Raw genomic sequence first — 26,955 nt, forward strand, 5'->3', positions numbered from 1 at the left:
ACATACGTTGAATTAAGGGTTGATCATTCCCTCTTCTTGCATGTCTACTGCGTGGCGTCGTGTCCTCAAGCGGACATTCTGTGCCCTCGCTATGGCCTCGCGGGGCCGGGTCGTGAAGTGTCGTGACCACTGGAAATCGGTGAGGGGACACGGCAATGCGCAGCGAGTTCGTGACAGGGATCAGCGGTCTGGCCAAGCGGCTGACCTCGACGCCTGCGACCACCCGCGAGTCCGCAATCACGCGCATGGAGCGTGGTGGTGCGCTCACGCACCTCATGTCCAGCCTGGAGCACCTGGCCAACGGCAAGGAACGGCAAGCGGGCGGCGTCAACAACTGGGAGATCACCCGCGACAACTCCCTAGTCACCAGCGCCGCAGGACGACGATTCCTCGACTTCATCGCGCGTCCGGAAGCAACCGCCGCAGTCCACGTTGCTCGAATCGCAGCGGCCGCTGCGGTATTGGCGCCCCGCTCGTCGCCGTCCTTGAGAACCGCCGCGAACGGCGCCCTGGCAGCATCGTCGGTCGTCATGCATCCGCGTCACCATTACGGTACCGACGGGTCGGATCAGGTCAGCTTCCTGGCGAGCGCAGCAGCCTTCGTCGCCCGCTCGGCCGGCAAACGTACGGCGGTCACCGACCATGTCCTCTGGGCCGTCGCGCTGCAAGCGACGCTCTCCTATGCGGTATCCGGGTGGGCCAAGCTCGCTGGTCGCTCCTGGCGTGAGGGGACCGCGTTGTCGGGCGTCACTCGCACCATGACGTACGGAGACCGGCGGTTCTGGGAGCTCACCCAGCGGTTCCCGCGGCTGGCGAGGCTTCTCGGTGTCTCCGTCCTGGCGCTCGAGTGCACCTTCCCGCTCGCGTACGCCGCGCGGGGTCGTCTCGCCAACGGCTACATCGCCGGCACGACGGCATTCCACCTGGGCGTCGGCCAGGTGATGGGCCTCGGCCGGTTCGTCCCGTCGTTCATGTCGATGCACGGGCCGGTCCAGTACACCGCCCGCCCCTCCAGCGACACCGAGGTTGAAGGGCGACGTGACGATTCACTCCTTCGCACCAGCGCCCTCGTCGGAGCCGGGTTGATCGCACTCGCCGTGCAGACGCGACAGGCAAACAGGCGTCGGGCGCTCGCCGGACGCGGCGACGAACGTCAGCTCGAGTTGCGCGACGGCAACCGGATCACCTACCGAGTCACCGGCACGGCCGACGAGAGCACGCCGGTCTTCGTGCTGGAGAACGCAATGCTCTCCACGACCGAGCACTGGGAATGGTTCGTACGCGCGCTCGGCGACCACGGAACGGTGGTTACTTACAACCGACCGGGGTACGCCGGCAGCACGGCGCGACGCGGCACCGCGATCGTCGTCGACGATCTGGTCGGCGGCCTCACCGAGGTCGTCGAGCACGTGGCCGCGCACCGTCCCGTCGTCCTCGTCGGACACTCGCTGGGCGGTTACATCGCGCTCCGCGCGGTGGACCGTCTCGATCGCGCACCCCTTGCCGTCTGCCTGGTCGACTCGACCCACTCGGAGGAGCTCAAGCGCTCTCCGCGTCAGGACCTGGGTGCCAAGAGCGTCTCCGACGGGCTCTCGCTCATCACCCCGACACTCGCGGCCGGAGCGGGCTTGCTCCTCGAGGTTCCGGCGTGGGTGCGGTCGATGCCGCGCGAGGCGCAGGCGTCGATGCTCGCGCAGTACCGCGATGCCCGGATGTGGCGTGCGGCCAAGCGTGAGTGGCACGCGATACTGCGGGACTTCCGCAATCCTCCCCGCCTGCCGAGATCGGACGTGCCCATCCTCTCCCTCAGCGCCGAGCGAACCGTCGTCGAGGACGAAGCCCAGGGCGCCATGCATCGCGAACTCGCCGACCTCAGCAGCGCCGGGCGCCACGTCGTCGTCCGCGGCGCAGATCACGACTCGATCGTGACCGAGCGCCACACAGCCGAGGCCGCCGTATCGGAGATCCTCGAGTTCGTCGAGGTGGCCTCCTCCGCTCATTCCGACCGCGCCCATGAGGAGGTGGCGTAGATGTCGACGGCCAGCAAGACGATGGAGCTGATGGTTCGAGGCGGACTGGCCGCGTGGCTGGCAGCGACCGCGCTCAGCCAGCACCCGAACCGGGAGTTCGACCGATGCCGCAAGCTCGACAAGTCAGGGGTCGCGATCCCGAACTGGCGGTTCTTCGCCCCTGAGCCGTGCAAGCACGACTTCCGGATCTTGCACCGCACGCTCTGCGACGACGGCACTCAGACGCACTGGCAGGAGACGCACTCGATCGCCGAACGCCGTCCGAGCCACATGATCTGGTTCCCGCAACGTCGGCGCGACAAGGGCATCAACGACGTCTGCAACGAGTTGATCAAGCTCCTGCAGAACCCCGAGGTCGAGCTCGCTACCACTCCGGCTTACCGGGTGCTGCGCGACCAGGTGCGATCCCAGATCGTGCAGGACGGCGCGACGCCGCGAGGGTTCCAGTTCCTCGTCGTCACCGACGGCGGGTACGACGGGGACGAGGAGATCGGGTACATCTTCGCCTCACGCTTCGAGCCCTGGACGCCCGATGAGTGAGATCACCACCTTGCCCGACCAGGCACGCACCTACGGGGCCGGATACGCGGCGATCTACGACGATGTCTTCGCCGATGGACCGGACACCGAGCGCGCCGTCGTCGCAATTCGGGCACTGCTCGCCGGTGCGGCGCCGGACCCGGCCGTCGTCGAGCTCGGAGTAGGGACCGGGCGAATAGCGATCCCGCTCGCGGAGCACGGAATCGATGTGATCGGGCTGGACAGCTCGCCGGAGCTCCTGGCGGTCGCCGCCGGCAAGCGGCGCCCCCATGCCACCAACCCCACGCTCATCGAGGCGGACATCCGCGAACCCCAGGATCTCCCGAGCGTCGACCTGGTGCTGTGCCTCTGCGCGACCTTCTCGATGCTACTGAGTCCACGCGAACAAGCCGCGACGCTGCGAAACGCCGTCGCCATGCTCCGCCCGGGCGGGATGCTCCTGATCGAGACTCACGATCCGACCCACGTGCGCGCACTCCACCGGACGGGCGTGCACCGACAGCTTCTCGAGGTGGGAGGCGGCACGATCGAGCTCACCTCGCGGCTGCTGCCCGGCGGGGACCACTGGGAGCTGACGACAGCGATGGCCGGAGACGCCGTGCAGCCGCCGGTCACTGAGATCTCCCGACTCGTCTCCCCCGGCGAGTTGGGAAAGCTGGCCACCGAAGCCGGGCTCCGCCACCGGTTCACGTGGTCGAGCTGGGCAGGCGACCACTACTCGCGGTCGTCCCCGATGTACATCGCGGGATTCGTCTTGGATCCCGCGAGCTGGTCCGATTCAACCGCCAACAGAAAGAGATAGTCAGATGCAATCCAAGCAGATGCTCGCGGTCACGCTCACGTTCATCATTGCGGCGGTGGCGCTCACCTTCGCCTTCATGCAGTTCTTCGATTCCGCCGCGATCGCCATCGGGCCGGCGATCGCAGTCGCCGTCGGCATCGCCGCAGCGGTCTACTTCGCTATGCGCGACAAGCAGGGGTCGGCGACCGGTGACCAGCGCGAGATGAGGCGCTAGGCCCGCACACAAGCTTCCGGCACGCGACCGCGCGCCGGGATAGGTCCGCCGTCGACGCTAGGGACGCCGACGGCGGAGGTACACACATCACAGAGAGGACGGGTACCGATGAGGAACCTAGCACGCAACGTCAACGAGAACCCCTCGTTCGACCTCGGAGATCTGACGCCGACGACTGAGGGTCGCAAGCTCGACCCGCATGCGCCGGTGCTGGCTACCCCTGCTGCCGCGGCCGCGGCGACGGTGGGCGCGGCAGCGACCGTGGGCGCAGGCGTGGCCGGCTTCGTAGCCGAAGAAGCCGCCGACGGCTGACACCGACACCATTCGCTCCGAAGAAGGGAACCCCATGAATCGAATCGAGAAGATCAACAACAGCGCCGAGCTCGCTGAGCTGCCCATCGACGCTGACCAGCCGACCAAGCTCGGCGACATGCCCCCTGTCACGGCAACTCCGGGCGCACTGGCCGGCGGGGTCGCGGCTGGCGCAGCTCTGGTCGGAGCCGCCGCGGGTGGCGCCGCCGTGGGCGAGGCCATCGACTAGTCGACCGTCGACGGATGCGGTGCGCCTGGGGCGCACCGCATCCGTCGCCGCGCCTGGAGGAGACTCGATGTCCGAGACCACGCTGCGTCCATCCGCCCCGCCACCCGATGACTGGGACCCGCTGCTGTCCAACGACGACACTTTGCGGGACTCCTCCGGCAGGCTCTTCGCGGCGTCGGCGAGCGATCCGGAGTCCGAGGCCCCTCCGACGAGCCGGGACGAGGTCGACGAACAACCGCACACGGCGGTCACGGCACACCCGCAACCGCACCCGCAGCCGAAGCCGCGGCCGCGGCCGCAGCCGCAGCCGCAGCCGCAAGTTACCGATGCTGCGGCGTACCCCGCGCCGCAGACACGTGGGCGGCTGGGAACAGTTGGCACACCGACCGGCCAGACAGCGCCTGACGAGCCCCACTCCCCGACCGCGGCTTCCTCTCCTCCGCCTGAGCCCACCGCGACAGCGGCATCGACCGCACCAGATAGTTCGGGTGGATCATCGGGCTCGCGGGCCGCACCGGAGTCGGCGGACGCGCCCGCGGCGACTCCTCCGAAGGGCGAGGAGTCGAGTCGGCGTCCGGCGACCAAGGCCGAGCAGGACGAGGACGACCTCGCCCGGCGTACGCGCAAAGCCGCTCAGCAGCCGGACACGCTGCGCGCCGCCTTCCGCGCGATCTCGCTGCACCTCAAACCGCTGCGCGTCGCGATGGCCTTCGGCCTGTTACTGCTCGTCATCTCGGCCGCCGTGGGGTTGGCGCAGCCGCTCGCCGTGCGCTTCGTGCTGGACAAGCTCGCCGCCAGCGAGCCGCTCGGGACGGCGGTGCTGATCCTGGTTGGTCTGGTGGTGGCGTCCGCGCTCTGCCAGGGCAGCGGCACCTTCCTCATGCAGCGCGCAGCGGAGGACGTCGTCCTCTCGACCCGCAAACGGCTCATCCGCAAGCTACTCAGTGTCGCCGTACCCGAGATGCGCAAGGCCGAGCCGGGCGACCTGATGGCTCGGGTCACCTCGGACACCGCGCTGATCCGACAGATCGCGCTCTCGTCGCTGGTCCAACTGGTCACCGGAACGGTGATGGTGGTGGGCGCGATCGTCCTGATGATCCTGCTCGACTGGGTGCTGTTCCTCGTGACCTTCGGTGTCGTGCTGGTTGTCGGACTGCTGATGGGCATCATCATGCCCCGCATCCGACGGTCTTCACAGCAGACGCAGAAGAACGTCGGCAAGATGGGCTCGGAGCTCGAGCGCGTCCTCGGCGCATACACGACCGTGAAGGCGTCCGCTGCGGAGGACGAGGAGCGCGAGCGGCTCGTCGACCGAATGGTCAAGGCGCACGACTCCGGCATCCGAACCGCGCTCTGGTCCTCGCTCGCAGCACTGACGTCGACACTCGCCATTCAGGCCTCCTTCCTCGCGGTGCTCGGATTCGGTGGCTACCGGGCGTCGACAGGTGCGATGGAGGTGCCGACCCTGATCGCGTTCTTGCTCTACGCGATGCAGCTCTCGGCGCCCGTACTTCAGCTCACCCAGGCAGTGAGCGTGTTCCAGAGCGGGCGTGCAGCGCTCGAGCGAATCGCCGAGGTCGACTCATTCGAGTCCGAGATGGACGCCGACCCGGGAGAGGCACCCGGCACCGCGGCGAATCTCGGCGCGGTCGACTGGGATCCGGCAGCGCAGTTCGAGCAGGTCACTTTCAGCTACCCCAACGCAGAGGCGCCGGCCCTCAGTGACTTCACGCTCACGATTCCCGAGCGCGGACTCACCGCGATCGTGGGTCCCTCGGGAAGCGGCAAGTCCAGCGTCCTCCGGCTCGTCGAGGGCTTCTATCCCCTCGATCACGGACGGGTGCGCGTCGGTGGTCGCGATGTCGTCGAGTGGGACCTCGACGAGCTGCGCAACGCGGTCGCATACGTCGAACAGGAGTCCCCGACCCCTGCCGCGGACGTCGCGGGGAACCTCACCTACGGCCTCGACGACGTCGACGAGCAGCACGCCCAAGAGGTTCTCGAGCGGGTCGGTCTGCGGGAAAGGTTCGCAGAGACCAAGGACCAGACCCTGGGGCATCGGGGAGCGACGCTGTCTGGCGGCGAGCGTCAACGGCTCGCCCTTGCGCGCGCTCTGCTGCGCCGTCCGCGACTGCTACTGCTCGATGAGGCGACGTCGGCGCTGGACGCGGCGAACGAGGCGATGATCCGTGACCTGGTCAACGACGTCGCGAGGGAGATCTCGGTCGTCGTTGTCGCCCACCGGCTGTCGACCATCCGCGATGCGGGGCAAATCATCGTCGTCGAGAACGGGAAGATCCGCGCCCACGGGACACATGAGCAGCTGCTCGCGGTCGATGTGCTGTACGCGAGCCTGGTGAGCGCTCAAGACACCCTCGGCGAGAACAGCTGATCCCGGGCCGGGGCGCTGAAGCATCGATTGCCGCGGGAACGGTCTTAGAGCCAGCCGCGCAGCACGGCCTTGGCCCCGGCCTCGAACCGGCTCTGCGCTCCCAGTCGGCCCAGCAGGCTTCGCACGTGGCGCCGGAAAGTCCGGTCGGTCACGCCCACGTGCTTCGCGGCAGCCATGTCGGTGAGCCCCTGCGCGAGCAGCAACGCGACCTGACGTTCGAGCGGGGTGGGCCGGTCATAATTCGAGACGCCGAGCTCGGCCATCCGCTCGATCACCCCGTTGGCGTAGGACGCGAGCACGCGACACAGCACGCGATCACCGATGGCTCTCGCACGTGCGGACTCCTCGTCGGTCCACGTCTCGACGACCGCCCTCATCTCGTCAGCGATGACGACGGTCTGCTCCATCTTCGAGCTCGCCAGTCCGATGTCGGCCCCGCGATCAGCGAGCCGACGAGCACTGGTCATCAACTCCTCGTCGCGGTGCTCCTGGTCGATGACCAGCACCACGCGCACGCCGCGGCTCAGCGCCGTGTTCGCCGCCGAGCAGACGGCTCTCTGATGGCACGCTGCGAGCGGCGTCGTCGCCAGCAGCACCAGCACCTCGCTCGTCGCCGATTCGATGAGCGCGCAGCACCGTTCGGCCGCAACCCGGCTGTCAGCCAGTGGCTGGGTCAAGACGCCCACCGCGGGAGCCCGGCTCGGGTGGTCATCGGCCGTGCGGGTGGCAGGCTGTCCGACCAGGCCGTGTCCTGCCCGCACCAAGCGGTCACCGGACACCGTCACGACCGTTGCGAGACCGGCAGCCACCAGCTCGCTCACGACCGTGACGACGCGGTCCGGCGCCAACGCTGCGCGCTTGGCGACCACCTCGACCGGCATCTCCCGATGTCGCACCAGCAGCCGAGTGATGCGCAATGCGTCGCCCAGGCCCTGGGCGTTCGAATGGGGCAACACGAGTGTCCCCTCTCGTAGGCAGGTCCGTCCCCGCCTACCCCTGTCATGGTGCCTCGTGACTGCTTACGAGGCTGGTCGTCCGACGCCACCCGTGGCCGCCTCGTTCCGGCTGCCGGCTTCCTTTTCGCAGGCTACCGGCCATTTTCCAACCGCGAAACGCCCCAGACTAGACCTCTCGCCGAACCTGCGCGGGCTTCTTGTCCGGGCGCCAGCCCTTCCACACCGGCTGCCGTAGCCGGCCGGTGGAGGTCCACTCCGCGTAGGCCACCTCGCCGACGTACACCGGGCTGACCCATCGAGCGCCGCGGGCATCCGCCGCGGGCACCGACTCGACCTGCGGCGAACGCCGCTCGATCTTCTGCAGCCGGCGCAGCGCCTCGGTCAGCTGGCGATCGGTGAACCCGCTGCCGACCTTGCCTATGTAGGTGAGCCTGCCGTTCTCCGGCACCGCGAGCAGCAGCGAACCGATGGTGCCGGCCCGATTGCCAGATCCCGGGCTCCACCCGACGATGACCGCCTCCTGGGTCTGCACGTGCTTGAGCTTCACCCACCTCACCGACTTGATGCCGGGCGTGTAAGGGCTGTCGACACGCTTGGCGATGATCCCCTCGAGCCTCAGATCGCTGCTCTGCTGCAGCGCGGCATCGGCGTCACCGGGCAGCGGCGGCGGCACGTGGACGTGGGTCGCGTCCCTGACGAGCTCTTCCAACGCGGCGCGGCGGTCGCGGTACGGCGCGGCCAGCAGCTGCTCGCCGTCGATCTCGAGGACGTCGAAGAGCATCAGCTGGGTGCGGATGGTGCGCGAGCCCGGGCGGTCCTGCAGCAGTTCGAAGCTCGGGACGCCGCCCGGGCCGATCACGACGATCTCGCCGTCCAGCACGCAGTCCGAGGCCACGCAGTCGGCGAGCTCCTGCAGCTCGGGGTAGGTCTTGGTCAGGTCGATGCCGTTGCGGCTGGTCAGCCGCACCTCGCCGTCGCGCACCGTGACGATCGCCCGGTAGCCGTCCCACTTCACCTCGTACGCCCAGCCGTCCCCGCGGACCTGTGCGATCGTTCCCATCGTCGCGTGCATCGGGCGGTAGGTCAGCGTACTGCCGGGCGATCCGGGGGTGCGAGCAGTCTCGGCTACCGGTGTCTGCTCTGCCTCGGCGGGCTCGCCCGCTTGGACTCGGGCTCGTGTCCCGCCCGCCGCAGCACGCTCCCTCGCCCTCTCGGTCGCTCCCCTGCGCGGTGGCTGCTCGGCACGTGTCGGTGCCTCTGGTTCCTGACCCACCGACGACATGGGGTCGCCGGCGGTCTGCAGCCGCTCGATGACCTCGTACATCTCCAGCTGCGCGAGGCCCGGCTCGATCTCGTTCCACTGCCTGGGACAGGCCACCCGCGGAGTGGGCGTGCCGCGTAGCGAGTAGGGCGCGACGGTCGTCTTCGCGCTGTTGTTCTGCGACCAGTCCAGCAGGACCTTGCCGCCGCGCAGCGACTTCTTCATGTCGCTGACGATCAGCTTCGGATGGTCGGCCTCGAGCGCACGGGCGAGGGTGTGGGCGAGCTTGGAGGCCTGCTCGGAGGTCTGGCTTCCGTCGAGCCGCGCGTACAGATGGATGCCCTTGCTCCCCGAGGTGACCGGCACCGTCTCGAGCCCGATGTCGTCGAGGATCGCCTTGCACAGTTGCGCCACCTCGACGCAGGCATCGAGCCCGGCTCCCTCCCCTGGATCGAGATCGAGCACCAACCGGTCCGGACGACGCTCCTCGCGCTCGCTGAGGACCTCGTCGCTGAGATCCTCGAAGCGCCACTGCGGAACGTGCAGCTCGAGCGCGCCCATCTGCGCGCACCACACGAGGGCGGCGGGCTCGTTGATCAGGGGATAGGTCACCACGCGATCGGAGTGCTTGATGCCGCGCCGTTGGAGCCAGGACGGGACTCCGGACCCGAGGTTCTTCTCGAAGAACACCTTGCCGGGCCGGCCGACCTCCCCCACGCCGTCCACGAAGCGCTTGCGGGTCGCCGGCCGCATCGATGCATGCGCAATGAAGTAGGGCGCCACCGCCGCGTAGTAGGACAGCACCTCGCGCTTGGTCGTACCGGTCTGCGGGTACATGACCTTGTCAAGGCTGGTCAGCCGGAGCGAGCGCCCGTCGATGACGGTTGCTGCGGGCATGTCGGCGCGGGCCATAGCATTCAGTGTGACGGGTGGGCGCAGACCGCGCACCGGCCAGGCTGGGCGGGACGACGAACGGAGCAGTCATGAGGTCGATCTGGAAGGGCGCGATCGCGTTCGGTCTGGTGAACGTGCCGGTGAAGCTGTATTCCGCCACCGAGAGCCACGACGCGCCGCTGCACCAGGTGCACGACGAGGACGGCGGCCGCATCCGCTACCAGCGCCGCTGCGAGAAGTGCAACGAGATCGTCGAGTACGCGCACATCGCGAAAGCGTACGTCGACGGTGACCAGACCATCATGCTGACCGACGAGGACCTGTCGGTGCTGCCGGCCGAGAAGAGCCACGAGATCGAGGTGGTCGAGTTCGTGCCTCGTCAGCAGGTGCCGCTGGAGATGTACAGCTCGACGTACTACCTCGAGCCCGACTCCAAGTCGGCGAAGGCCTACGTCCTGCTGCGCCAGGCGTTGGAGAAGACCGACCGGCTGGCGATCGTGAAGTTCGCGATGCGCCAGCGGACCCGGCTCGCGGCGCTCCGGGTGAAGGACGACGTCCTGGTGATGCAGTCACTGCTATGGCCTGACGAGGTCCGCGACGCCGAGTTCGACTCACTCAGCGAGGAGGTCAAGGTCAGCGACGCCGAGCTGAAGATGGCCGCCCAGCTGGTCGAGTCGCTCGCCACCGACTTCGAGCCGGAGAAGTTCACCGACGAGTACCAGGACCAGCTGCATCAGCTCATCGAGGCCAAGATCGAGCAGGGCGACACGCTCGACACCGAGGCGACCTTCGGCGAGCAGGCCTCGGCCGAGGAGGGCGAGGTCATCGATCTGATGGAGGCGCTGCGCCGCTCGATCGAGACCAAGCGGGGCTCGGCGGCCTCGTCCGACGATTCGCAGGACGACGCGACGGACGAGCCTGCCGACGCCGACCACGACCAGTCCGCGGACGACGAGACCGCCGAGGACGAGCCGGCGGACGACAAGCCGCGTAAGCGGACGGTCAAGAAGAGCCCGGCCAAGAAGGCGGCGAGGAAGGCACCCGCGAAGAAGGCGACCAGGAAGGCGCCCGCCAAGAAGAAGGCCGCCTCCTAGGCCCTCGCCCCGTCGCGGCGGGCATCGGCCCGCAGGTCGCTCAGCCCGCGACGTTGGTCGAGGCCGACCTGATGCCCAGCAGCGCGGAGTGCATGCGCACCAGCGCATCGCCGTACTGGCGCTCGCTGCCCTTGCGCTCGACGATGAGCTGCGCGAAGCGCATCGCCGTCCCGGTCACCATCTCCGCGATGTGGCTCGGCGGCACCGCGGGGTGCGCGTGGCCCTCGTCGACGACGCGCTGCATGAACTTCTCGTGCCGCCGGTTCGTGCGTCGATGGATGTCGTCGAGCAGCCGCGCGTACGCCGGATCGCCCAGCGCCTGGTGGCCGAGCACGGTCAGGACGCCGTAGTGCTCCACCCACTCGTGCAGGTAGGCCCGCAGGGTCAGATCGAGCGTCTCCTCCGGAGTTGGCCCGGACTGCTCCTGCAGGGCGATGAACTGATCGCGCACGAACTCGGCGACACCTGAGAGCACGTCGTCCTTCGACGAGAAGTAGGCGTAGACGGTCGGTCTGGTGACCCCGGCGGCCTCGGCCAGATCGGCCATCGTCGTCTCCGCGTAGCCCTTGGTGGCAAAGACCCGCTCCGCGGCGTCGATGAGCTGCCTGCGTCGGTTGTTCATGCGGTACCTCGTGGTCAGATCCTGCTGGCCCGCAACGCGCGGACGACGACCTCGCGGGTGTCAGCGGGGTCGATGACGTCGTCGATCTCGAACGCGGCCGCGGTGCTCAGCGCCTTGCCGCGCTCGTACTGCTCGGCGACGAGCTCGTCGTAGCGGTGCTTGCGCTCCCGCGGATCGGCGATCGCCTCGAGCTCCTTGCGGTAGCCGAGCCGCACGGCGCCCTCCAGCCCCATTCCACCGAACTCACCGGTCGGCCAGGACACCGTCAGCACCGGCGCGTGCATCGAGCCGCCCGCCATCGCCATCGCGCCCAGGCCGTAGCCCTTGCGCAGCACGACGGTGACCAGCGGCGTGCTGAGCCGGGCACCGGCGACGAAGAAGGCGCCGAACTTGCGGACCGTCGCGTGCTTCTCCGACTCCGGGCCGACCATGAACCCTGGGGTATCGCACAACGACACGACCGGCAGCTGATGGTCCTGGCACATGGTGAGGAATCTGGTGGCCTTCTCGGCGGCGTCGTGGTCGATCGCACCACCAAGGTGATGCGGGTTGTTCGCCATCACCCCGATCGGGATCCCGTCGATGCGGGCGATCGCGGTCACGATGCCCGCTCCGTACCCGCGGCGCAGCTCGAGCAGCGACCCTTCGTCGACCAAGGTCTCCAAGACCGGGCGGACGTCGTAGCTGCGCAGCCGGTTCTCGGGAATGAGGTGGCGCATGACGCGCTGGTCGTGGTGCTTGACGGCTCCGGTCTGCCTGCTCAGCAGCAGGACTGCCTCACGCGCCCGAGCGACCGCGGTGACCTCGTCGGGCACCAGGACGTCGATGACGCCGTTGGGATACTGCACCGATGCCGGGCCGACATCCTTCGGCGCGTAGACACCCAGCCCACCGCCCTCGATCATCGCCGGCCCACCCATGCCGAGGCTGACGTCCTCGGTGGCGATGACGACGTCCGCGCAGCCGACCAGCGCCGCGTTGCCCGCGAAGCAGTAGCCGGAGACGACGCAGACGATCGGCACCTGCCCGACCAGGGAGGCGAGGGTGCGGAAGGTGGGAACGTCGAGCTGCGCCACGTAGGGATGGTCGGTGTCGCCGGGGCGTCCGCCGCCACCCTCGGCGAACATGACCACGGGCAGGCCTTGGCGCTGCGCGACGTCCAGGAAGCGGTCGGTCTTACGGTGGTTCTGCAGGCCCTGTGTACCCGCCAGCACGAGATAGTCGTAGGACATCACCGCGACCGGCATGCCGTCGATGGTCGCGGTGCCCAGGACGATGCCGTCGCCGGTGGTCCGCTCGATGAGGTCCTGCAGCGACCGCCTGCGCCGCTGCGCGGCGATGGTCAGGGCGCCGTACTCGACGAACGATCCCTCGTCGACGAGGTCGGCGATGTTCTCGCGCGCTGTCCGGCGGCCCTTCCCGTGCCACCGCTCGACCGCGTCAGGACGCCCCTCGTCGAGCCCGGGACGGTGCCGGTCGATGGCCTCCTGCAGATCGGGGCGGATCAGGTCGGGGTCGACCTCCTCCTGCCCGCCAGTGGCCGCTTCCGAGGAGTCCACCTCCTCGAGGTAGACCAGGGCCTGCCCCTCACCGGCGACATCGCCCACCTCGATCGCGATGGCGCGGACGACGCCCGCGCGTTCGGCGGTCACGACGTGCTGCATCTTCATCGCCTCGAGAACGACCACCTCGTCGCCGGCAGCGACGATTTGCCCCTCGGTGACGTCGACCTCCACGACGACTGCCTGCATCGGCGCCAGAACGGCGATCGCGTCGTCGGGTACATCGATGGAGGCGACCGCTCGGACGTCGGCCGTGTCCTCTGCCCGAACCGTGCCCTGCTTGGTGGACGCCGAGCTGAGCAGCTCGCTCAGGTGGGCATCGACGTACGCCGTGTCCACCTCGCCGGCCGTCGTGGCGGGGTCGGCCAGGATGGCTCGCAGCACCGGGATGTTGGTAGCGACGCCCGCGACCTCGAAGTCGGCCAGCGCTCGTTCGGCCCGGGCGATCGCGGCCTCGATGGTGGCGCCGTTGGCGATGACCTTCGCCAGCAACGAGTCATATCGCGGACTGACGGTGTACCCGGCGTATCCGTGCGTGTCGACGCGCACGCCGCGCCCGGCCGACGGCTGGAATCGGGTGAGCCTGCCGGTGCCTGGCTGAACCGTGCCGTCGACGTTCAACGTCTCGGTGTTGACTCGCGCCTGAAGGGAGAATCCCTGTGGTTGCGGGGATCGGACGACGCCGATCTCCGACAGGTGGGCCCCGTAAGCAATCCGGATCGCGACCTCGACGAGGTCCAGCCCGGTGACCTCCTCGGTGACGGTGTGCTCGACCTGGATCCGAGGGTTCACCTCGAGGAACACGATGTCATCGCCGGAGACCAGGAACTCGACCGTGGCGAGCCCCGCGTACCCGGTTCCGTCGATGATCCGCTCGGCACTGTCGTGCAGCCGTGACCGGACCTCGTCGCTGATCCATGGGGCCGGTGCGATCTCGATCAACTTCTGCCTGCGGCGCTGCGCAGAGCAGTCGCGATCGCCGACCGCGGCTACCGCACCGTGCCGGTCAGCGACGATCTGCACCTCGACGTGGTGCGCATCCTGCACCAGCTGCTCGACGTACAGCTCGCCGCTGCCGAAGGCCGCCTGGGCCTCGGCCGCACAACGCTCGAACACCTTGGATAGCTCGCCGGGATCGGTCACCGGCGCCATTCCGCGACCGCCGCCGCCCGCGATCGCCTTGACCATCACCGCGGCACCGGAGCCCAGCGAGGCCATCAGCTCGCTGGCCTGGTCGAGCGTGGTTGGTCCCTCGGTCGCCTGTGCGACCGGTACGCCGGCCTCGACAGCGCGAGCCCGGGCCGCCGCCTTGTCGCCGAACAGGCCCAGCGCTTCGGCGTCCGGGCCGATGAAGGTGATGCCCTCTTCGGCGCAGCGACGAGCCAGGTCGGCGTTCTCGCTCAGAAAGCCCAGGCCGGGGTGCAGCAGGTCGCAGCCCGCGGACGTCGCCGCGCCGATGATCGCCTCGACGTCCAGATAGGCGGCCGGGCCGGCCCCCGGGACGAGCACCGACTCGTCGGCGCGCTCCACATGCAGGGTGCTTCGGTCATCGTCCGGGTAGACCGCCACTGTCTGCAGGCCCATCAACGCCGCGGACTCGATGATTCGTACCGCGATCTCGCCCCGGTTGGCGACCAGCAGCCTACCCACGCCCAGCACTCCTCCTGTCGAGAACGCTCAACATCCAGAGCGTCTCCCGCGCACTTTACAGATGTGTAAAGGGTGAGCCAAGCATCACAGCGGGCCGTTATCTACCAGGTATCGAATGACACGATCTGTTCGACAGGCGGACGCTTCACCGGCTTGAAGTCCGTCCCCTTGGTGTACGCGACCGGTAGCAGGGCCACCTGGGTGACGCCGTCCGGGATGCCGAGCAGCTCGGAGGCGCGTTGCGCCTGGTTCAGATGGAGCGTGGTGTAGCAGCTGCCCAGGCCTCGCGATCGCAGCGCGAGCATGAAGCTCCACACCGCCGGGATGATCGACCCGTAGTACGACGCCTGGCCGGCCAGCGGCATCTGCAGCGGGTCGCCCTCGGCGCACGGCACGACGAGCGCCGGGACGTCGGGCATCACATCGCGCAGGTAGCGCGAGCTCGAACGCACTCGCTCCTGCTGCTTCGGATCGAGGTTCGGTGCCTCGGCCGGCGGGTTGGCCAGGTACTCGGCCGAGGCGTCCTGGTAGATCGCTCCGAGCTCGCGGCGCTTGTCGGCATCCGTCACCACGATCCAGTGCCATTTTTGGCGGTTGCCGCCGGTGGGCGCCTGCTGAGCGATGTCGATGCAGTCGAGCAGCACCTCGCGCTCGACGGGGCGCTCGAGGTCGAGACGCTTGCGGACGGCGCGCGTCGTCGTCAGCAGCTCGTCGGTCACGGTCAGGTCGAAGGGGGCGTCAGTCATGCAGCCATTCGACCACCTCACCTGACGTAGATGTCAAGCGCTAGCCCGGACGCAGGGCCGCGAGCGCCTGCTCGGCGTCCGCCCGCGTCGCGTGCTCGTCGACGGTGGCGTGCCTGGCCCCGTCGACGACGACCGTGCCGTTGACGACGACGGTGCGGACATCGCTGCCCCGCGAGTGCATCACCAGGTCCGGCACCGGGTGCCCGCCGCGGAGGTGATGCGCACCCGATCGGTCGATGACCACCAGGTCGGCGCGCCGGCCGGGTGCGATCTGCCCCAGAAGCCCCGGCCGTCCGAGCGCAACGGAGGCGTTCGTCGCCATCCCGAGGGCGGTCTGCGCCCCGAGGAGTCCGAACTGGTCGAGGCGATCGGTGACCGGCCGCCCGTACGCGGCGTCATGATCACGCATGCCAATGGCACTGACGTAGCTGTGGAGGTGGATCGGCAGATCGCGGCGGCGCGCGAGATCCCAGCATGGACACCAGCACAGGAGTCACTACCGCTTCGACCACGTCGTCGGGCACGGGGGCGCTGCTCATGCGGCAAGGGTGCGCGCGGCGCAGCGCGAATTCTTGTCGAAAGGCGAGCGGGATGCCCAGCGGCGGCTAGCCTGGGCGCATGCAGGTCGCGCACCGGGCCGCTCCTGAGCTCGCCGGCGTGCTGCGCAGCTTCGTGGGATACCAGCACGACGGACTGCAGCCGGGCGAGCACCTCGGCATGCCCTCGACCACGCTGACCTTCGTGCTGTCGACCGACGACCCGATCGATGTCGCCTTCGGCGGGAGGCGACGCCGGTACGACGTCGTGGTCGGCGGTCTGCACACCAGTGCCGCGACCATCCACCACGGGGCGCGTCAGCGCGGGATCCAGCTGGCGATCGACCCGCTCGCCAGCCGGGCGCTGCTCGGCGTCCCCGCCTCCGAGCTCGCCGAGTCCGTGATCGACCTCGACGAGCTGTGGGGCGACCGCGCCGCCCGGCTGAGGGATGCGGCCGGATCAGCCGACTGCCTGGCGGATCAGTGTGCGGCGGTGGCCGGCTTGCTGAGCCGGGACGACGTGGACGGCGTCCGGCGGGAGGTGACCATTGCCTGGCGGCTGATACTGCGCTCCGGCGGCCGGATCGGCGTCCAGCAGCTCGCCGATTCCGTCGGCTGGTCCCGGCGTCATCTCGAGCAGGAGTTTCGCCGAGAGCTGGGCATCACCCCGAAGCAGGCGTGCCGGCTGCGCCGTTTCGAGCATGCGCTGTCGCTGGTCCGCAACGATGCTCCCCTGGCCGAGGCTGCCGTGCGCGCAGGATTCGCCGACCAGCCGCATCTGACCCGTGACTGGCGCGCGCTCACCGGTACCACGCCGCGCGGCTGGCGGCAGTCCGACCGGCTCGCATTCGTCCAAGACTCGGCGAACGCGCTGCGCCACAGTGAGAGCCATGACTGATCACAACATCTGGCCAGGATTCACCTACGACGACGCTGCCGCGGCACGCGTCTGGATGTCATCACTCGGGTTCACCGAAGGCATCGTCGTTCCCGACGCGGACGACGAGTCCCTCATCCACCACAGCGAGATGATCTGGCCCGAGGGCGGCCGGGTCATGGTGAGCAGCAGGGGACGTGACAGCAAGTTCGCAACCGACCGCGGTGCGCAGGGCGTCTACGTCGTCTGCGACGATCCCGACGCGGTGTTCGCCCGCGCGGAGGCGGCGGGCGCCGAGGTCGTCCAGGGACTCGAAGAGACCGATTACGGCTCCCGCGGCTTCGCTATCAAGGACGCTGAGGGCAACGTCTGGAGCTTCGGCAGCTACGCGGGGTGACGACGCTCAGCACCGGGTGACGGGGCGATCGAGCTCGGGGACGCCGTACACGGTGGTGAACCCGTCAGGTCGCCCCGCGCACGCGGCGTCGGCTCCGCCTTCGTATTCGATGTTCAGCACCGCCTTGCCCCGCTCGGCAAAAGGCTTCCACCCATCGCACTCGCCGAAGGCCTGGCACTGCTCGTTGACCGCGAAGTCGGCGAGGTCGACGACATCTGTCACCATCGCCGCCCCATTCTTCAGCCCGATCGACATCCCTTGCTCGTGGGCGATCCGGGCGAGTACGTCGAAGTAGGCAACAGCGTCTGCCACCGTGAGGTCGAAGCCGCTGGGATTCGCGTAGCCCTCGACATTGTCGGGGTCGATAGCGTCGAACCCCTTTGCGCGGCAGGCCTCGATGCGAGCGCGCATGATCGGCTCGAGGACGTCGATCCGTCGCACGTCAAGCCACCGCTCGCCCGGCCATCCGTCCATCGGCTCGCCGATCACCTCGGCAGGGAAGTCGGCGGAGTCGGATCGCCAGTCTTCGACGGCGCCGGCATTGAGATAGCAGACCACCTTGGCCCCAGCGTCGTGCATCTCCTGCACGGCAGCGGCAGCGGTCTCGTCGAGATCGACGTCGTACACCTCGGTGTCCTCACGCAGCGCAACCGCGCCCTGCAGCTGAATCTCCCACTGGTCAGCAGGCCGGGGAGCCCAGCGCGGCGGCTCTTGGAAGTCTCCACCGTGAGGCGCGCCCTCTCCCGTGCCGCAGGCGGCGACGAGCACCGCCATCGCCAGGAAGGCGAGGGCCTCGCGGCGAACTGCGCGGTCGGGCACATCTCGACTGTAGGGCGTACAGCGTTCCGGGCAGCGCTCCCCCGGGCGCGGGGCGGATCACGACGAACGGTGGCTACAGGACCACGCGGTAGCCTGCGGTGGATGTCAGCCCACTCAACCCCCGGAGGTTCCGCATGAAGACGTTCATGGACGCGATCGAGCGCGGCGACACAGACGCCGCGCTCGACACCCTCGCCAACGACGTCGTCTTCCGCAGCCCGGCCGTGCACACGCCATATGTCGGCAAGCGCCCGACATCGGTCATCCTCAGCGCGGTCAACGAGGTGTTCGAGGATTTCCGATACACGCGAGTCCTGGAGGACGGGGCCGACAGCGTCCTCGTGTTCGAAGCACACGTCGGCGACAAGCAGCTCGAAGGCGCCGACTTCATCCACGTGAACTCGGCCGGGCTGATCGACGACTTCACCGTGATGATCCGGCCGATGAAAGGGCTGCAGGCGGTCGTGGAGGGCATGGCCGCGGCGATTCCGTCAGCGATGCAGCGGCTTGGTGTACGCCCCGAGGAGATGAAGCAGTAGCCGTTCGTCCTAGCTGTCGGCTGGCTGAGGATCAGCAGCGCGACGCCGAGCTCGACGAGCTGCTCGATCAGCCGGCCGCGACGGCCCTGCCGCGTGGGGCTTGAACGGCGGGCCCCACCGCGTCGAGTCGAGATGCACGTGGACGTCGGCGAATGACGGAAGCAGGATCATCTCGCCGCCGTCGATCACCTCCGGCTCGACGTCCGCAGTTAGAGCGGCGGCTACCTTGCCTGCGGCACAAGCGATGTCGCGAGTGGGCCCACCCTATGGGCGGGCGACCGAGACCGTCACTTGCGCCGCTGCACCTGGTCGTAGCGCTTCTCGGCGATGCCGCGGAAGGCGTCCATGAACTCCGGTACGTCGACGACGTCGGGGTTCACGACATCGTCGTACGACGCGCCCTGGATCATCCGCTTGATCGGCACCTCGAGCTTCTTGCCCGTGCGGGTGTGCGGGATTCCTTCCACCGCGACGATCTCGTCGGGCACGTGACGCGGTGAGGCCTGCTCGCGAATCCGCTTCTTCATCTTGTCCTTGAGCTCATCGGTGAGCTCGTAGCCCTCGTTGAGGACGACGAACAGCGGCATCCAGTAGCCGCCGTCCTCCTCCTCGGCGCCGATCACCAGGGCCTCGCCGATCTCGGGCATCGACTCGATCGCCGAGTAGATGTCGCCGGAGCCCATCCGCACGCCGTGCCGGTTCAGCGTGGAGTCGGAGCGGCCGAGCACCAGGACGCTGCCGCGGTCGGTGACCTTGATCCAGTCCCCGTGCCGCCAGACTCCCTCGAAGACGTTGAAGTAGGCGTCGTGATACTTCTTGCCGTCCGGATCGTTCCAGAACCGGACCGGCATCGAGGGAATCGGCTCCGCGCACACCAGCTCACCGACCTCGTTGATGTGCGGGTTGCCCTGGTCGTCCCACGCCTCAACCTTGATGCCGAGCCCGCGCACCGGCAGCTCACCGCTCCACACCGGGACGTTCGGCGAACCCATGGCGAACGCTCCGGCGATGTCGGTGCCGCCGGACATCGAGAACAGCGGGATATCTCCGACCTTGTCCCGCACGTACTTGAACGAGTGGTCCGGGCACGGCGAGCCGGTCACGCCCATCATCCGCAGCGCCGAGAGGTCGAAGTCCTTGGCCGGATGGATGCCCTGATCCTGGGAGGCACCGAGGAAGCCCGGGCTGGTACCGAAGATCGTGACCTTGCAGCGGGCGACGACATCCCAGCAGGCCGCGGCTGTCGGCGCCATCGGGGCGCCGTCGTAGCAGACCGACGCGCCGCCGGCGGACAGCGCTCCGATCAGGCAGTTCCACATCACCCAGGACGGCGAGGTGTACCACATGAACACATCGGTGGGCTTGAGGTCCCAGTTCAGCATGAGCAGCTTGACCTGCTCGGCGAGGACGCCGCCGTGACCGTGCACGATGCCCTTGGGCAGGCCGGTCGTCCCGGAGGAGAAGAGCACCCAGAGGGGATGCTCGACGCCCACCATGAGCGGCTCGTATGGGTGGTCGCCCTCGGTCGCCTGCTCGAAGGAGATCGCGTCATCAACGCCCTTGCCGATGCGGGTGACGCCGATGACGTGCTGCACCGTCGGCAGCCCATCGCGGAGCTTCTTGACGGCGTCGCGCTGGTCGCGTTCCTTGGTGGCGAACCAGTGCCCGTCCGCGGTCACGAGCACCTTCGGCTCGAGCTGGGCGAAGCGGTCGGTGGCGGCGGCCGGCGCGTAGTCCTGTCCGACGCCCGACCAGATCGCGCCGATCGAGACAGTGCCGAGCGCCGCGACGATGGTCTCGGCGACGTTCGGCAGATAGCCCACGACGACGTCCTCGGGCTGGACGCCGAGCTCGCGGAGGGTGTGCGCGAAGGCCGAGACCTGGCGGCGGAACTCCTTCCAGGTCAGCTCGGCATAGTCGCCCTGCTCGCCGGTAGTGATCAGGGCGACGTCGTCGTCCGCACCCCTGCCCACGATGTGCGCCGCTAGGTTCAGCTTCGCACCGGTGAACCACTTCGCCCCGGGCATCTTGCGCTCGTCGATGACCTCGTCGTACTCGCCGCCGAGCTCGAAGTACTCCCAGATGGAGGCCCAGAAGTCCTCCAGGTTGTCGACCGACCACTGCCACAGGTCGTCGTAGTCGTCGACGTCGACGCCGTGCTTGTCCTTCACCCACTGCGCGTAGGCGTGGATGTTGGTGGTCTCGATGTACTCGGGCGTCGGTTGCCAGACGACCTCAGGGACGGCATTATCGGCCATGGTGGGCACCTCGTTGTGCTCGAACGTCGGATTCGCAGCCAGTCTACGAACCATGCCGCAGATCTACTCACCAGAGGGTGCTCAGGTCCGCGACCTCCTGGAAGACCGCGTCGCGGGTGACGAGGACCAATCCTTCGATGATCGTCTGGGCGGCGAGCATCCGGTCGAACGGATCGCGGTGCTCCCACGTCAGCACGCCGGCCAGCAGCGCGTGCTCGTTCGTCACGGCCAGCTCCTGCGCACCGAGCCGGCGCAGATGTGCGGCGTACCCGCGCACCAGAGCGGACGTCCCGGGCAGCTTGCCGAGCCGTTGCTTCGTGGCGATCTCCCAGGCCGATGCCGCGGAGACCCGCAACTCGGTCGACCGGTCGCGGATCGCCGTACTCGCCTCGCGGCCGAGCCGGTCAGGCTCGGTCAGCGCCCACAGGAGCGCGTGGGTGTCGAGCAGCAGCCTCACTGCTCCCACGCCGCGAGCTCGTCGTCCGGCAGGTCGTCGAAGAGCTCGTCGGGGATGCGCACGTCGACGAACCCCAGGGGGCGGACGACGTCCACCTCGAGCGGGACGAGCCGGGCGATCGGCTTGTCGCCGCGCGCCAGCACGATCTCCTCGCCCTGCTCGACGCGCGCGAGCAGGGCGGAGAAGTGCGTCTTCGCGTCGTGAACCCGTATCGTCTCCATGGCTTCAGCGTAATTAGTCCACCATGCTTAGTCCACCCGTCGCGGTCGAGTAGGGCTGTCCGGCACCGAGCGCTGCCTGCCACCGTAGATCCGCTCAGGTGTCCAGTCGGCGAAGCAGCCGGCGGAGCTGGCGGCGCTCGTCTGCGGTGAGTTGGCCGAAGAACTGCCGGGCATCTTCCGCACGCCGCGACTCGACCTCCTCAAGGACGCTGCGCCCCTGCGCGGTCAGATCGACGATCGTCGAGCGTCGGTCGGTGGGGTGCGGCGCGCGGCGCACCAGCCCCTTGGCCTCCAGGTCGTCGACCACGTCGGTGACCGATCGAGCGACGATCCGCATGCGTTCGGCGATGTCGGAGATCCGTAGCGGGTGGCTGGCCTTCTCGTCATCCGGGGTCCCGTAGGCGATCAGCCGCACGGCCCGCAGCTGGTGCGGCGTGAGGCCGTACGGCTCGGCGATGGCGTGAGTGCGACGGCGCAGGGCACGCGAGACGTGGCGCACGAGCTCGGCGAGCTCCTCGGTGTCATCGGCCACGGAATGAATCGTACAGGCGCCGCATTGACCTCATTATGAGGTAACCTCACTAAGTTCTCCGAGTCGAAAGGAGCTCTCATGGCAGAGCCATTCCTTCCCGGAGGTGGCGGGCCCCCGATGCGCGGCCCCGCCCGGGTCGACCCCGCTGACGTCGCTCAGCTGGCGCAGTCCCCGGTCTCGATGCGCCGCATCGCGGCACTCTTCACGCCGCATCGCGCGGCGATCACGCTGGTCGTCGCCCTCATCGTCACCTCCTCGGTCATCTCCCTCGCCCAACCGTTCCTCGTGCGGGCCGTCATCGACGACGCCCTGCCGCACGCCGACACCCGCCTGCTGGTGTGGTGCGTCGCCGGCATGGTCGGCATCGCCGTTGCCGCGAGCGTGCTGGGCGTGTGGCAGACGTGGCTGTCGACCAAGGTCGGTCAGCAGGTCATGCACCGCATGCGGGTCGACGTCTTCGACCACCTTCAGCGCCAGTCGATGGCCTTCTTCACCCGAGAGCGCAGCGGCGAGGTCCAGTCCCGGCTGACCAACGACATCAGCGGCATGCAGAACGTCGTGACCACCACCGCGACCTCGATCGCCTCCAATCTCACGACCGCCGTCGGCACCGCTATCGCGATGGTCGCGCTCTCCTGGCGACTGTCGCTGCTCTCGCTCGTCGTCCTGCCACCGGCGATCTACATCAGCCGCAAGGTCGCGATGGTGCGTCGTGACAAGACGACCGAGCTGCAGCGGCGACGAGCCGACCTGCAGTCACAGATCGAGGAGCGGCTGTCGGTGTCGGGCGCGCTGCTGGTGAAGACCCTCGGCGCGACCACGCAGTCCAGCGACCGGTTCCGCGACGCCTCCGGCGACATCGCGGAACTCGAGGTCAAGTCCCAGCTGGCCGGCCGCTGGCGGATGGCGACGATGACGATCATCTTCGCGACCATTCCCGCGCTGATCTACCTGGCCGCCGGGTTCCCCGCGACCTCCGGCGGTATGAGCATCGGAACCCTGGTGGCCTTCAGCGCGCTGCAGGCCACGATCTTCCGGCCGATCCTCGGCCTGCTGAACGTGGGCGTGCAGTGGGTGTCGTCGATGGCGCTGTTCAGCCGGATCTTCGGCTATCTCGACCTCCCGGTCGACGTCCCGGCCCCCAAGAACCCGGTCCGTCTGGACCTGGATGCAGTGCGCGGCGAGGTCGCCTTCGAGCGGGTCGGCTTCCGCTACGCCGGCTCGGACGTCGACGCGCTCCGCGACATCGACCTGCGGGTGCCGGCCGGAGGCTCCCTGGCCCTGGTCGGCGAGACTGGCTCGGGCAAGAGCACACTGGCCGCACTCGCCTCACGCATCTACGACCCGACCGCCGGCCGAGTCACGATCGACGGCATCGACGTCCGGCACCTCTCACCTGAAACGCTCGCCGCCATCGTGGGGGTCGTCACCCAGGAGGCCTATCTGGTGCACGCGACCATCCGGGAGAACCTGCTGCTGGCCAAGCCGGGCGCTACCGAGGCGGAGCTGTGGCGCGCGCTCGGCGCCGCCCAGATCGCCGACCTGGTCGCCTCGCTGCCCAAGGGCCTGGACACGGTGGTCGGATCCCGCGGGCACCGGTTCTCCGGAGGCGAGAAGCAGCGCCTGGCCATCGCCCGCACACTGCTGCGCGACCCCAAGGTGCTGGTGCTCGACGAGGCGACCTCAGCGCTCGACAACGACACCGAGCGCGAGCTGCAGGCGGCGCTCGACCGGCTGGTGGAGGGGCGAACGACGATCACGATCGCGCACCGACTGTCGACCATCGAAGCAGCCGACCGGATCGCCGTGCTCTCCCACGGCAAGGTGGTCGAGACCGGCACCCACGACGAGCTGCTCGCGTATGGCGGGCGCTACGCACACCTCGCCGGCGAGCAGCTCGCGATCGTCTAGCGCAGGTGGGGCCTCCGGGTCCGCGCCGAGCTGATCGCGTCTGCCGACCCGTCCGGGGCGCGCGATACGCTCGCCTCATGATCGGCTGGACCACGGCCTTCATCAATCTCCCGGACGGGGACCTCGACGAGTCCGCCGCATTCTGGGAGGCGGTGACCGGCTACACCCGCTCAGCAAGCCGCGGGCGCAACGGCGAGTTCTCTACTCTCGAGCCTCCCGAGGGATCGGCCTACCTGCAGGTGCAGGAGGCCGGCTCGGGCCAGAGCCGGATCCACATCGACCTCCACGTCGACGACGTCGATGCGAGCGCGGATCGCGCGGTCGCGCTCGGGGCAAGGCAGCTTCATCGCGCGGACTTCGTCTGCCTGCTCTCCCCCGGCGGCTTGCAGTTCTGCCTCGTGAGCGGCGGCGGCGGCACCGTCCCGCCGGCGATGCACTGGCCGGACGGCACCAGCAGCATGGTTAACCAGGTGACGATCGACATCCCCGCCTCGATCTGGGTCGAGGAGACGGCATTCTGGAGCTCGTTGACCGACTGGCCGTATCACAACCGCACCAATGAGGATTTCCGGGTGCTACACGCAGATCCCGGTTTCGCGCTGCGGCTGCTGATGCAGCGTGACGCCAAGCTGCGACGCGTCGCCGCCCACCTCGACGTCGGCGCCACCAGCCGCAATGCCGAGGTGATACGGCACATCGAGCTGGGCGCGGCCGAGATCGAGGAGCTCGATGGCTGGTCTCGGATGATCGACCCGTCCGGGGTGCCCTACTGCATCACCGACCGCGACCCGCTCACCGGCCGCCTCGGCTAACCCCGCCCTGGCTGATCTCGCCGCGGCTGAGTCTCGCGGCGGCATCCTCGGATCGCCGGAGTGGTTGGGTGCTTGCCTGAGCGCCGTCCTGCGTGCACAGCTGAGCACCCGACCGGTGACGACGGGGCCTCAGGCTCGCACGGTGTTCGCTAGCTTCTCCAGCAGAACGTCGGCCTCGTCGTCGGTGATGGTCAGCGGCGGGGCGACGATCAGGGCGTCGTTCACACCGCCGGTCGTCGGATAGAGAATCAGCCCGTTCGCCGCGGCCCGCGCCGCCACCTCCCGGGCCAGCACGCCTTGCGGGTCCGGCGCCCTGCCGGTCGCCTTGTCGGAGCTCAGCTCGATCGCTTGCAGCATCCCGAGGCCGCGGGCATCGACGACCAGGTCGCTGCGCTGCTGGATCTCGGCCAGGCCTGCGGCCAGACGCGGCGCGACTCGGGCAGCGTTCTCCAGCACGCCCTCCTCGCGGACCACCCGCAGCACCGCGAGCGCGGTGGCCGCCGACAGCGGGTTGCCGGCGTAGGTGTGGCCGCCCAGGATCCGTCCCGAGCCGGCGCGCAGCTGCTCGTGCACACGCGGGCTGACCAGCGCCGCGGCAATCGGCGTGTAGCCCGCCCCCAGGCCCTTGCCCATCACCGCGATGTCCGGCCGGACGCCGAACTGCTCAGCCGCCATCGCCGTCCCGCAGCGACCCATCCCGGTCATCACCTCGTCGGCGATGAACAGGCCCCCGAACTCGTCGCACAGCTCCTGCAGGCCTGGCAGATAGCCGGCCGGCGGCACGGTGGCCCCCATCGTGGCCCCGCCCACCGGCTCGACGACGATGCCCGCGAGGGTCTTGTCGTACTTCTCGAACAGCAGCCGGGCGGTGGCGAGCATGCCCGCCGTCCACTCGCTGTCGGAGCGGTCCCCACGATCACGGTAGGCGTACGGCTCCGGGAGTGACGGGAAGTCATGCACCAGGTTGAGGACCGCGTCCCGGCGTGCATTGCCCGACAGGCTCAGCCCGCCGAGGGTGTTGCCGTGGTAGCCGCGGCGGAAGGACAGGAACCAGGTGCGCTTGCGGTCGCCCCGCTCGCGATGGAACTGTACTGCGAGCTGGATCGCGGCCTCCGTCGCCTCTGAGCCCGAGCCGACGAACCACGCCGCGTCATATCCCGTGAACATGCACAGCGCGTCGGCCAGCTCGCGGAGCGGCTCGGTCGTGAATGCCGTGCGGTGCGCGAAGGTCAGCCGCGACGCCTGGTCACAGATCGCTCGGACGACGCGGGGGTGACCATGACCGATGTTGCTCACGATCGCGCCGGAGCAGCCATCGAGATAGCGCTTTCCTGCTACATCGGTGATCCAGACGCCTTCAGCGCGCACCGCGGTCGGCATCGGCGGGCCATTCAAGTCGTTCTGCAGCAAGCGACCAGACACGCTATCTCCTCCACGACCAGATGACCTTGGCCGTGATCATCCCGCATTCCGGCGCTCGTGGCAGAGTGAGCGCATGAACGCACTCGAGAATCTGTTCGGACTGGGCGGCAAGGTCGCGATCGTCACCGGCGGTAGCCGGGGCATCGGCATGATGGCCGCGCGCGGCCTGCTGGACGCGGGCGCCCGCGTCTACATCGTCTCGCGCAAGGCGCAGGCGGTAGAGGAGGCGGTGTCAGAGCTCTCCGCGCACGGCGACGTCCTGGGGCTCTCTGCCGACCTCTCCAGCGCCGAGGCATGCACGGAGTTCGCGGCCGAGATCGCCGGGCGCGAGGACTCCCTCGACATCCTGGTCAACAACGCTGGTGCGACCTGGGGCGCCGACCTTGGCAGCTTCCCGGTCGAGGCCTGGGACAAGGTCTTCGACATCAACGTCAAGGCGCCGTTCTTCCTCACCGAGGCGCTCCTGCCGCTACTGGAGAAGAATGCCACCCAGGACGATCCGAGCCGTGTGGTCAACATCGGGTCCATCGACGGCATCCACGTGCCGCGGCACACTGCCTTCCCGTACGGGCCGAGCAAGGCCGCGATCCACCAGCTGACGCGGGTGCTGGCCTACAACCTGGGCGATCGGTACATCACCGTCAACGCCATCGCGCCAGGACCGTTCGAGTCGAAGATGATGGCCGCGACGCTCGCGGCGAAGGGAGACGCCATCGCAGCGTCCTCCCCGCTCGGCCGGATCGGGCGGCCCGACGACATCGCCGGCACCGTCGTGTACTTCTCGAGCCGCGCGGCGGCCTATGTCACCGGCAGCGTCCTGGCGGTGGACGGCGGCATCGCGACCACCGCGGGACGCGACACCGACTGAGC

At 68.8% G+C, this 26,955-nt stretch carries 26 protein-coding genes; 14 read left to right on the forward strand and 12 right to left on the reverse strand.

The genetic code is table 11. The features are described 5' to 3' along the window. The first annotated feature begins 155 nt into the window (after positions 1-155). The 7 genes from DAA40_RS05860 to DAA40_RS05885 all read left to right on the forward strand — a co-directional run bounded on the left by DAA40_RS05860 (position 156) and on the right by DAA40_RS05885 (position 6,519). Positions 156-2,030, forward strand: a complete 1,875-nt coding sequence (locus DAA40_RS05860) for an alpha/beta fold hydrolase (protein WP_106848707.1) — start codon at positions 156-158, stop codon at positions 2,028-2,030. Further along, entirely contained in the window at positions 2,031-2,570 is a 540-nt protein-coding gene (locus DAA40_RS05865; protein WP_106848708.1) for a hypothetical protein, read from the forward strand. After that, on the forward strand, positions 2,563-3,372 hold the full coding sequence (locus DAA40_RS05870) for a class I SAM-dependent methyltransferase (RefSeq protein WP_106848709.1): 810 nt from the start codon (positions 2,563-2,565) through the stop codon (positions 3,370-3,372). The genes DAA40_RS05865 and DAA40_RS05870 overlap by 8 nt, the downstream gene beginning before the upstream one ends. Before the next feature lie 4 nt (positions 3,373-3,376). Beyond that, positions 3,377-3,586, forward strand: a complete 210-nt coding sequence (locus DAA40_RS05875; protein ID WP_106848710.1) for a hypothetical protein — start codon at positions 3,377-3,379, stop codon at positions 3,584-3,586. Positions 3,587-3,694: 108 nt separating this feature from the next. Next, positions 3,695-3,898: a hypothetical protein gene (locus tag DAA40_RS16125; protein WP_158716264.1), complete on the forward strand. Its 204-nt coding sequence runs from the start codon at positions 3,695-3,697 to the stop codon at positions 3,896-3,898. 34 nt (positions 3,899-3,932) lie between these two features. Then, positions 3,933-4,127, forward strand: coding sequence for a hypothetical protein (locus tag DAA40_RS16130; RefSeq protein WP_158716265.1), 195 nt, complete (start codon positions 3,933-3,935; stop codon positions 4,125-4,127). A gap of 67 nt (positions 4,128-4,194) precedes the next feature. After that, entirely contained in the window at positions 4,195-6,519 is a 2,325-nt protein-coding gene (locus tag DAA40_RS05885; protein ID WP_158716266.1) for an ABC transporter ATP-binding protein, read from the forward strand. Between the two features lie 44 nt (positions 6,520-6,563). Here the strand turns inward: DAA40_RS05885 and DAA40_RS05890 are convergent, their stop codons facing one another. Further along, on the reverse strand, positions 6,564-7,475 hold the full coding sequence (locus DAA40_RS05890; RefSeq protein ID WP_106848712.1) for a helix-turn-helix transcriptional regulator: 912 nt from the start codon (positions 7,473-7,475) through the stop codon (positions 6,564-6,566). A gap of 166 nt (positions 7,476-7,641) precedes the next feature. Then, positions 7,642-9,648, reverse strand: coding sequence for a non-homologous end-joining DNA ligase (ligD, locus tag DAA40_RS05895; RefSeq protein ID WP_199849534.1), 2,007 nt, complete (start codon positions 9,646-9,648; stop codon positions 7,642-7,644). A gap of 71 nt (positions 9,649-9,719) precedes the next feature. On the opposite strand from ligD, the gene DAA40_RS05900 reads away from it, so the two are divergent. Further along, positions 9,720-10,724, forward strand: a complete 1,005-nt coding sequence (locus DAA40_RS05900; protein ID WP_106848713.1) for a Ku protein — start codon at positions 9,720-9,722, stop codon at positions 10,722-10,724. Positions 10,725-10,764: 40 nt separating this feature from the next. On the opposite strand, the gene DAA40_RS05905 is transcribed toward DAA40_RS05900, so the two are convergent. The 4 genes from DAA40_RS05905 to DAA40_RS05920 all read right to left on the reverse strand — a co-directional run bounded on the left by DAA40_RS05905 (position 10,765) and on the right by DAA40_RS05920 (position 15,713). Beyond that, positions 10,765-11,346, reverse strand: coding sequence for a TetR/AcrR family transcriptional regulator (locus DAA40_RS05905; protein ID WP_106848714.1), 582 nt, complete (start codon positions 11,344-11,346; stop codon positions 10,765-10,767). Positions 11,347-11,360: 14 nt separating this feature from the next. After that, entirely contained in the window at positions 11,361-14,558 is a 3,198-nt protein-coding gene (locus DAA40_RS05910) for a carboxyl transferase domain-containing protein (protein ID WP_199849535.1), read from the reverse strand. Between the two features lie 101 nt (positions 14,559-14,659). Beyond that, on the reverse strand, positions 14,660-15,304 hold the full coding sequence (locus tag DAA40_RS05915) for a nitroreductase family protein (protein ID WP_106848715.1): 645 nt from the start codon (positions 15,302-15,304) through the stop codon (positions 14,660-14,662). A gap of 40 nt (positions 15,305-15,344) precedes the next feature. Then, positions 15,345-15,713 (reverse strand): amidohydrolase family protein, encoded by a 369-nt coding sequence (locus DAA40_RS05920; protein WP_106848716.1) that lies wholly within the window; start codon positions 15,711-15,713, stop codon positions 15,345-15,347. A gap of 209 nt (positions 15,714-15,922) precedes the next feature. Between DAA40_RS05920 and DAA40_RS05925 the strand changes: the two genes are divergently transcribed. Then, a complete protein-coding gene (locus DAA40_RS05925) occupies positions 15,923-16,738 on the forward strand; it encodes a helix-turn-helix domain-containing protein (protein WP_106848717.1) in 816 nt (271 codons plus the stop codon). After that, positions 16,731-17,114 carry a VOC family protein gene (locus DAA40_RS05930; protein WP_106848718.1) on the forward strand — a complete coding sequence of 128 codons (384 nt, stop codon included), beginning with the start codon at positions 16,731-16,733 and terminating at the stop codon, positions 17,112-17,114. Before DAA40_RS05925 ends, DAA40_RS05930 begins: the two co-directional genes overlap by 8 nt. Positions 17,115-17,120: 6 nt before the next feature. On the opposite strand, the gene DAA40_RS05935 is transcribed toward DAA40_RS05930, so the two are convergent. Next, complete coding sequence (locus tag DAA40_RS05935) at positions 17,121-17,933, reverse strand: endo alpha-1,4 polygalactosaminidase (RefSeq protein WP_106848719.1); 813 nt, start codon at positions 17,931-17,933, stop codon at positions 17,121-17,123. A gap of 134 nt (positions 17,934-18,067) precedes the next feature. On the opposite strand from DAA40_RS05935, the gene DAA40_RS05940 reads away from it, so the two are divergent. After that, positions 18,068-18,472, forward strand: a complete 405-nt coding sequence (locus tag DAA40_RS05940) for a nuclear transport factor 2 family protein (protein ID WP_106848720.1) — start codon at positions 18,068-18,070, stop codon at positions 18,470-18,472. A 287-nt stretch (positions 18,473-18,759) separates the two neighbouring features. Here DAA40_RS05940 and DAA40_RS05950 read toward each other — a convergent pair whose 3' ends face one another. The 4 genes from DAA40_RS05950 to DAA40_RS05965 all read right to left on the reverse strand — a co-directional run bounded on the left by DAA40_RS05950 (position 18,760) and on the right by DAA40_RS05965 (position 21,940). Further along, positions 18,760-20,730 (reverse strand): acetoacetate--CoA ligase, encoded by a 1,971-nt coding sequence (locus DAA40_RS05950; RefSeq protein ID WP_106848722.1) that lies wholly within the window; start codon positions 20,728-20,730, stop codon positions 18,760-18,762. A 67-nt stretch (positions 20,731-20,797) separates the two neighbouring features. Continuing rightward, entirely contained in the window at positions 20,798-21,196 is a 399-nt protein-coding gene (locus DAA40_RS05955; RefSeq protein WP_106848723.1) for a type II toxin-antitoxin system VapC family toxin, read from the reverse strand. Further along, the gene (locus DAA40_RS05960; protein ID WP_106848724.1) at positions 21,184-21,408 is read right to left on the reverse strand and encodes a type II toxin-antitoxin system Phd/YefM family antitoxin; all 225 of its coding nucleotides are present in this window, start codon (positions 21,406-21,408) and stop codon (positions 21,184-21,186) included. The genes DAA40_RS05955 and DAA40_RS05960 overlap by 13 nt, the downstream gene beginning before the upstream one ends. A 94-nt stretch (positions 21,409-21,502) precedes the next feature. Next, positions 21,503-21,940: a MarR family winged helix-turn-helix transcriptional regulator gene (locus DAA40_RS05965; protein WP_158716267.1), complete on the reverse strand. Its 438-nt coding sequence runs from the start codon at positions 21,938-21,940 to the stop codon at positions 21,503-21,505. Between the two features lie 78 nt (positions 21,941-22,018). On the opposite strand from DAA40_RS05965, the gene DAA40_RS05970 reads away from it, so the two are divergent. Further along, on the forward strand, positions 22,019-23,851 hold the full coding sequence (locus tag DAA40_RS05970) for an ABC transporter ATP-binding protein (RefSeq protein WP_106848726.1): 1,833 nt from the start codon (positions 22,019-22,021) through the stop codon (positions 23,849-23,851). Positions 23,852-23,928: 77 nt separating this feature from the next. Then, positions 23,929-24,663, forward strand: coding sequence for a VOC family protein (locus tag DAA40_RS05975; RefSeq protein WP_106848727.1), 735 nt, complete (start codon positions 23,929-23,931; stop codon positions 24,661-24,663). Positions 24,664-24,792: 129 nt separating this feature from the next. On the opposite strand, the gene DAA40_RS05980 is transcribed toward DAA40_RS05975, so the two are convergent. Continuing rightward, complete coding sequence (locus tag DAA40_RS05980) at positions 24,793-26,085, reverse strand: aspartate aminotransferase family protein (protein WP_106848728.1); 1,293 nt, start codon at positions 26,083-26,085, stop codon at positions 24,793-24,795. A 73-nt stretch (positions 26,086-26,158) separates the two neighbouring features. On the opposite strand from DAA40_RS05980, the gene DAA40_RS05985 reads away from it, so the two are divergent. Further along, the gene (locus tag DAA40_RS05985) at positions 26,159-26,953 is read left to right on the forward strand and encodes an SDR family oxidoreductase (protein ID WP_106848729.1); all 795 of its coding nucleotides are present in this window, start codon (positions 26,159-26,161) and stop codon (positions 26,951-26,953) included. Positions 26,954-26,955: the final 2 nt, after the last annotated feature.

This window comes from Blastococcus sp. Marseille-P5729, from assembly GCF_900292035.1.
Lineage (GTDB): Bacteria > Actinomycetota > Actinomycetes > Mycobacteriales > Antricoccaceae > Cumulibacter.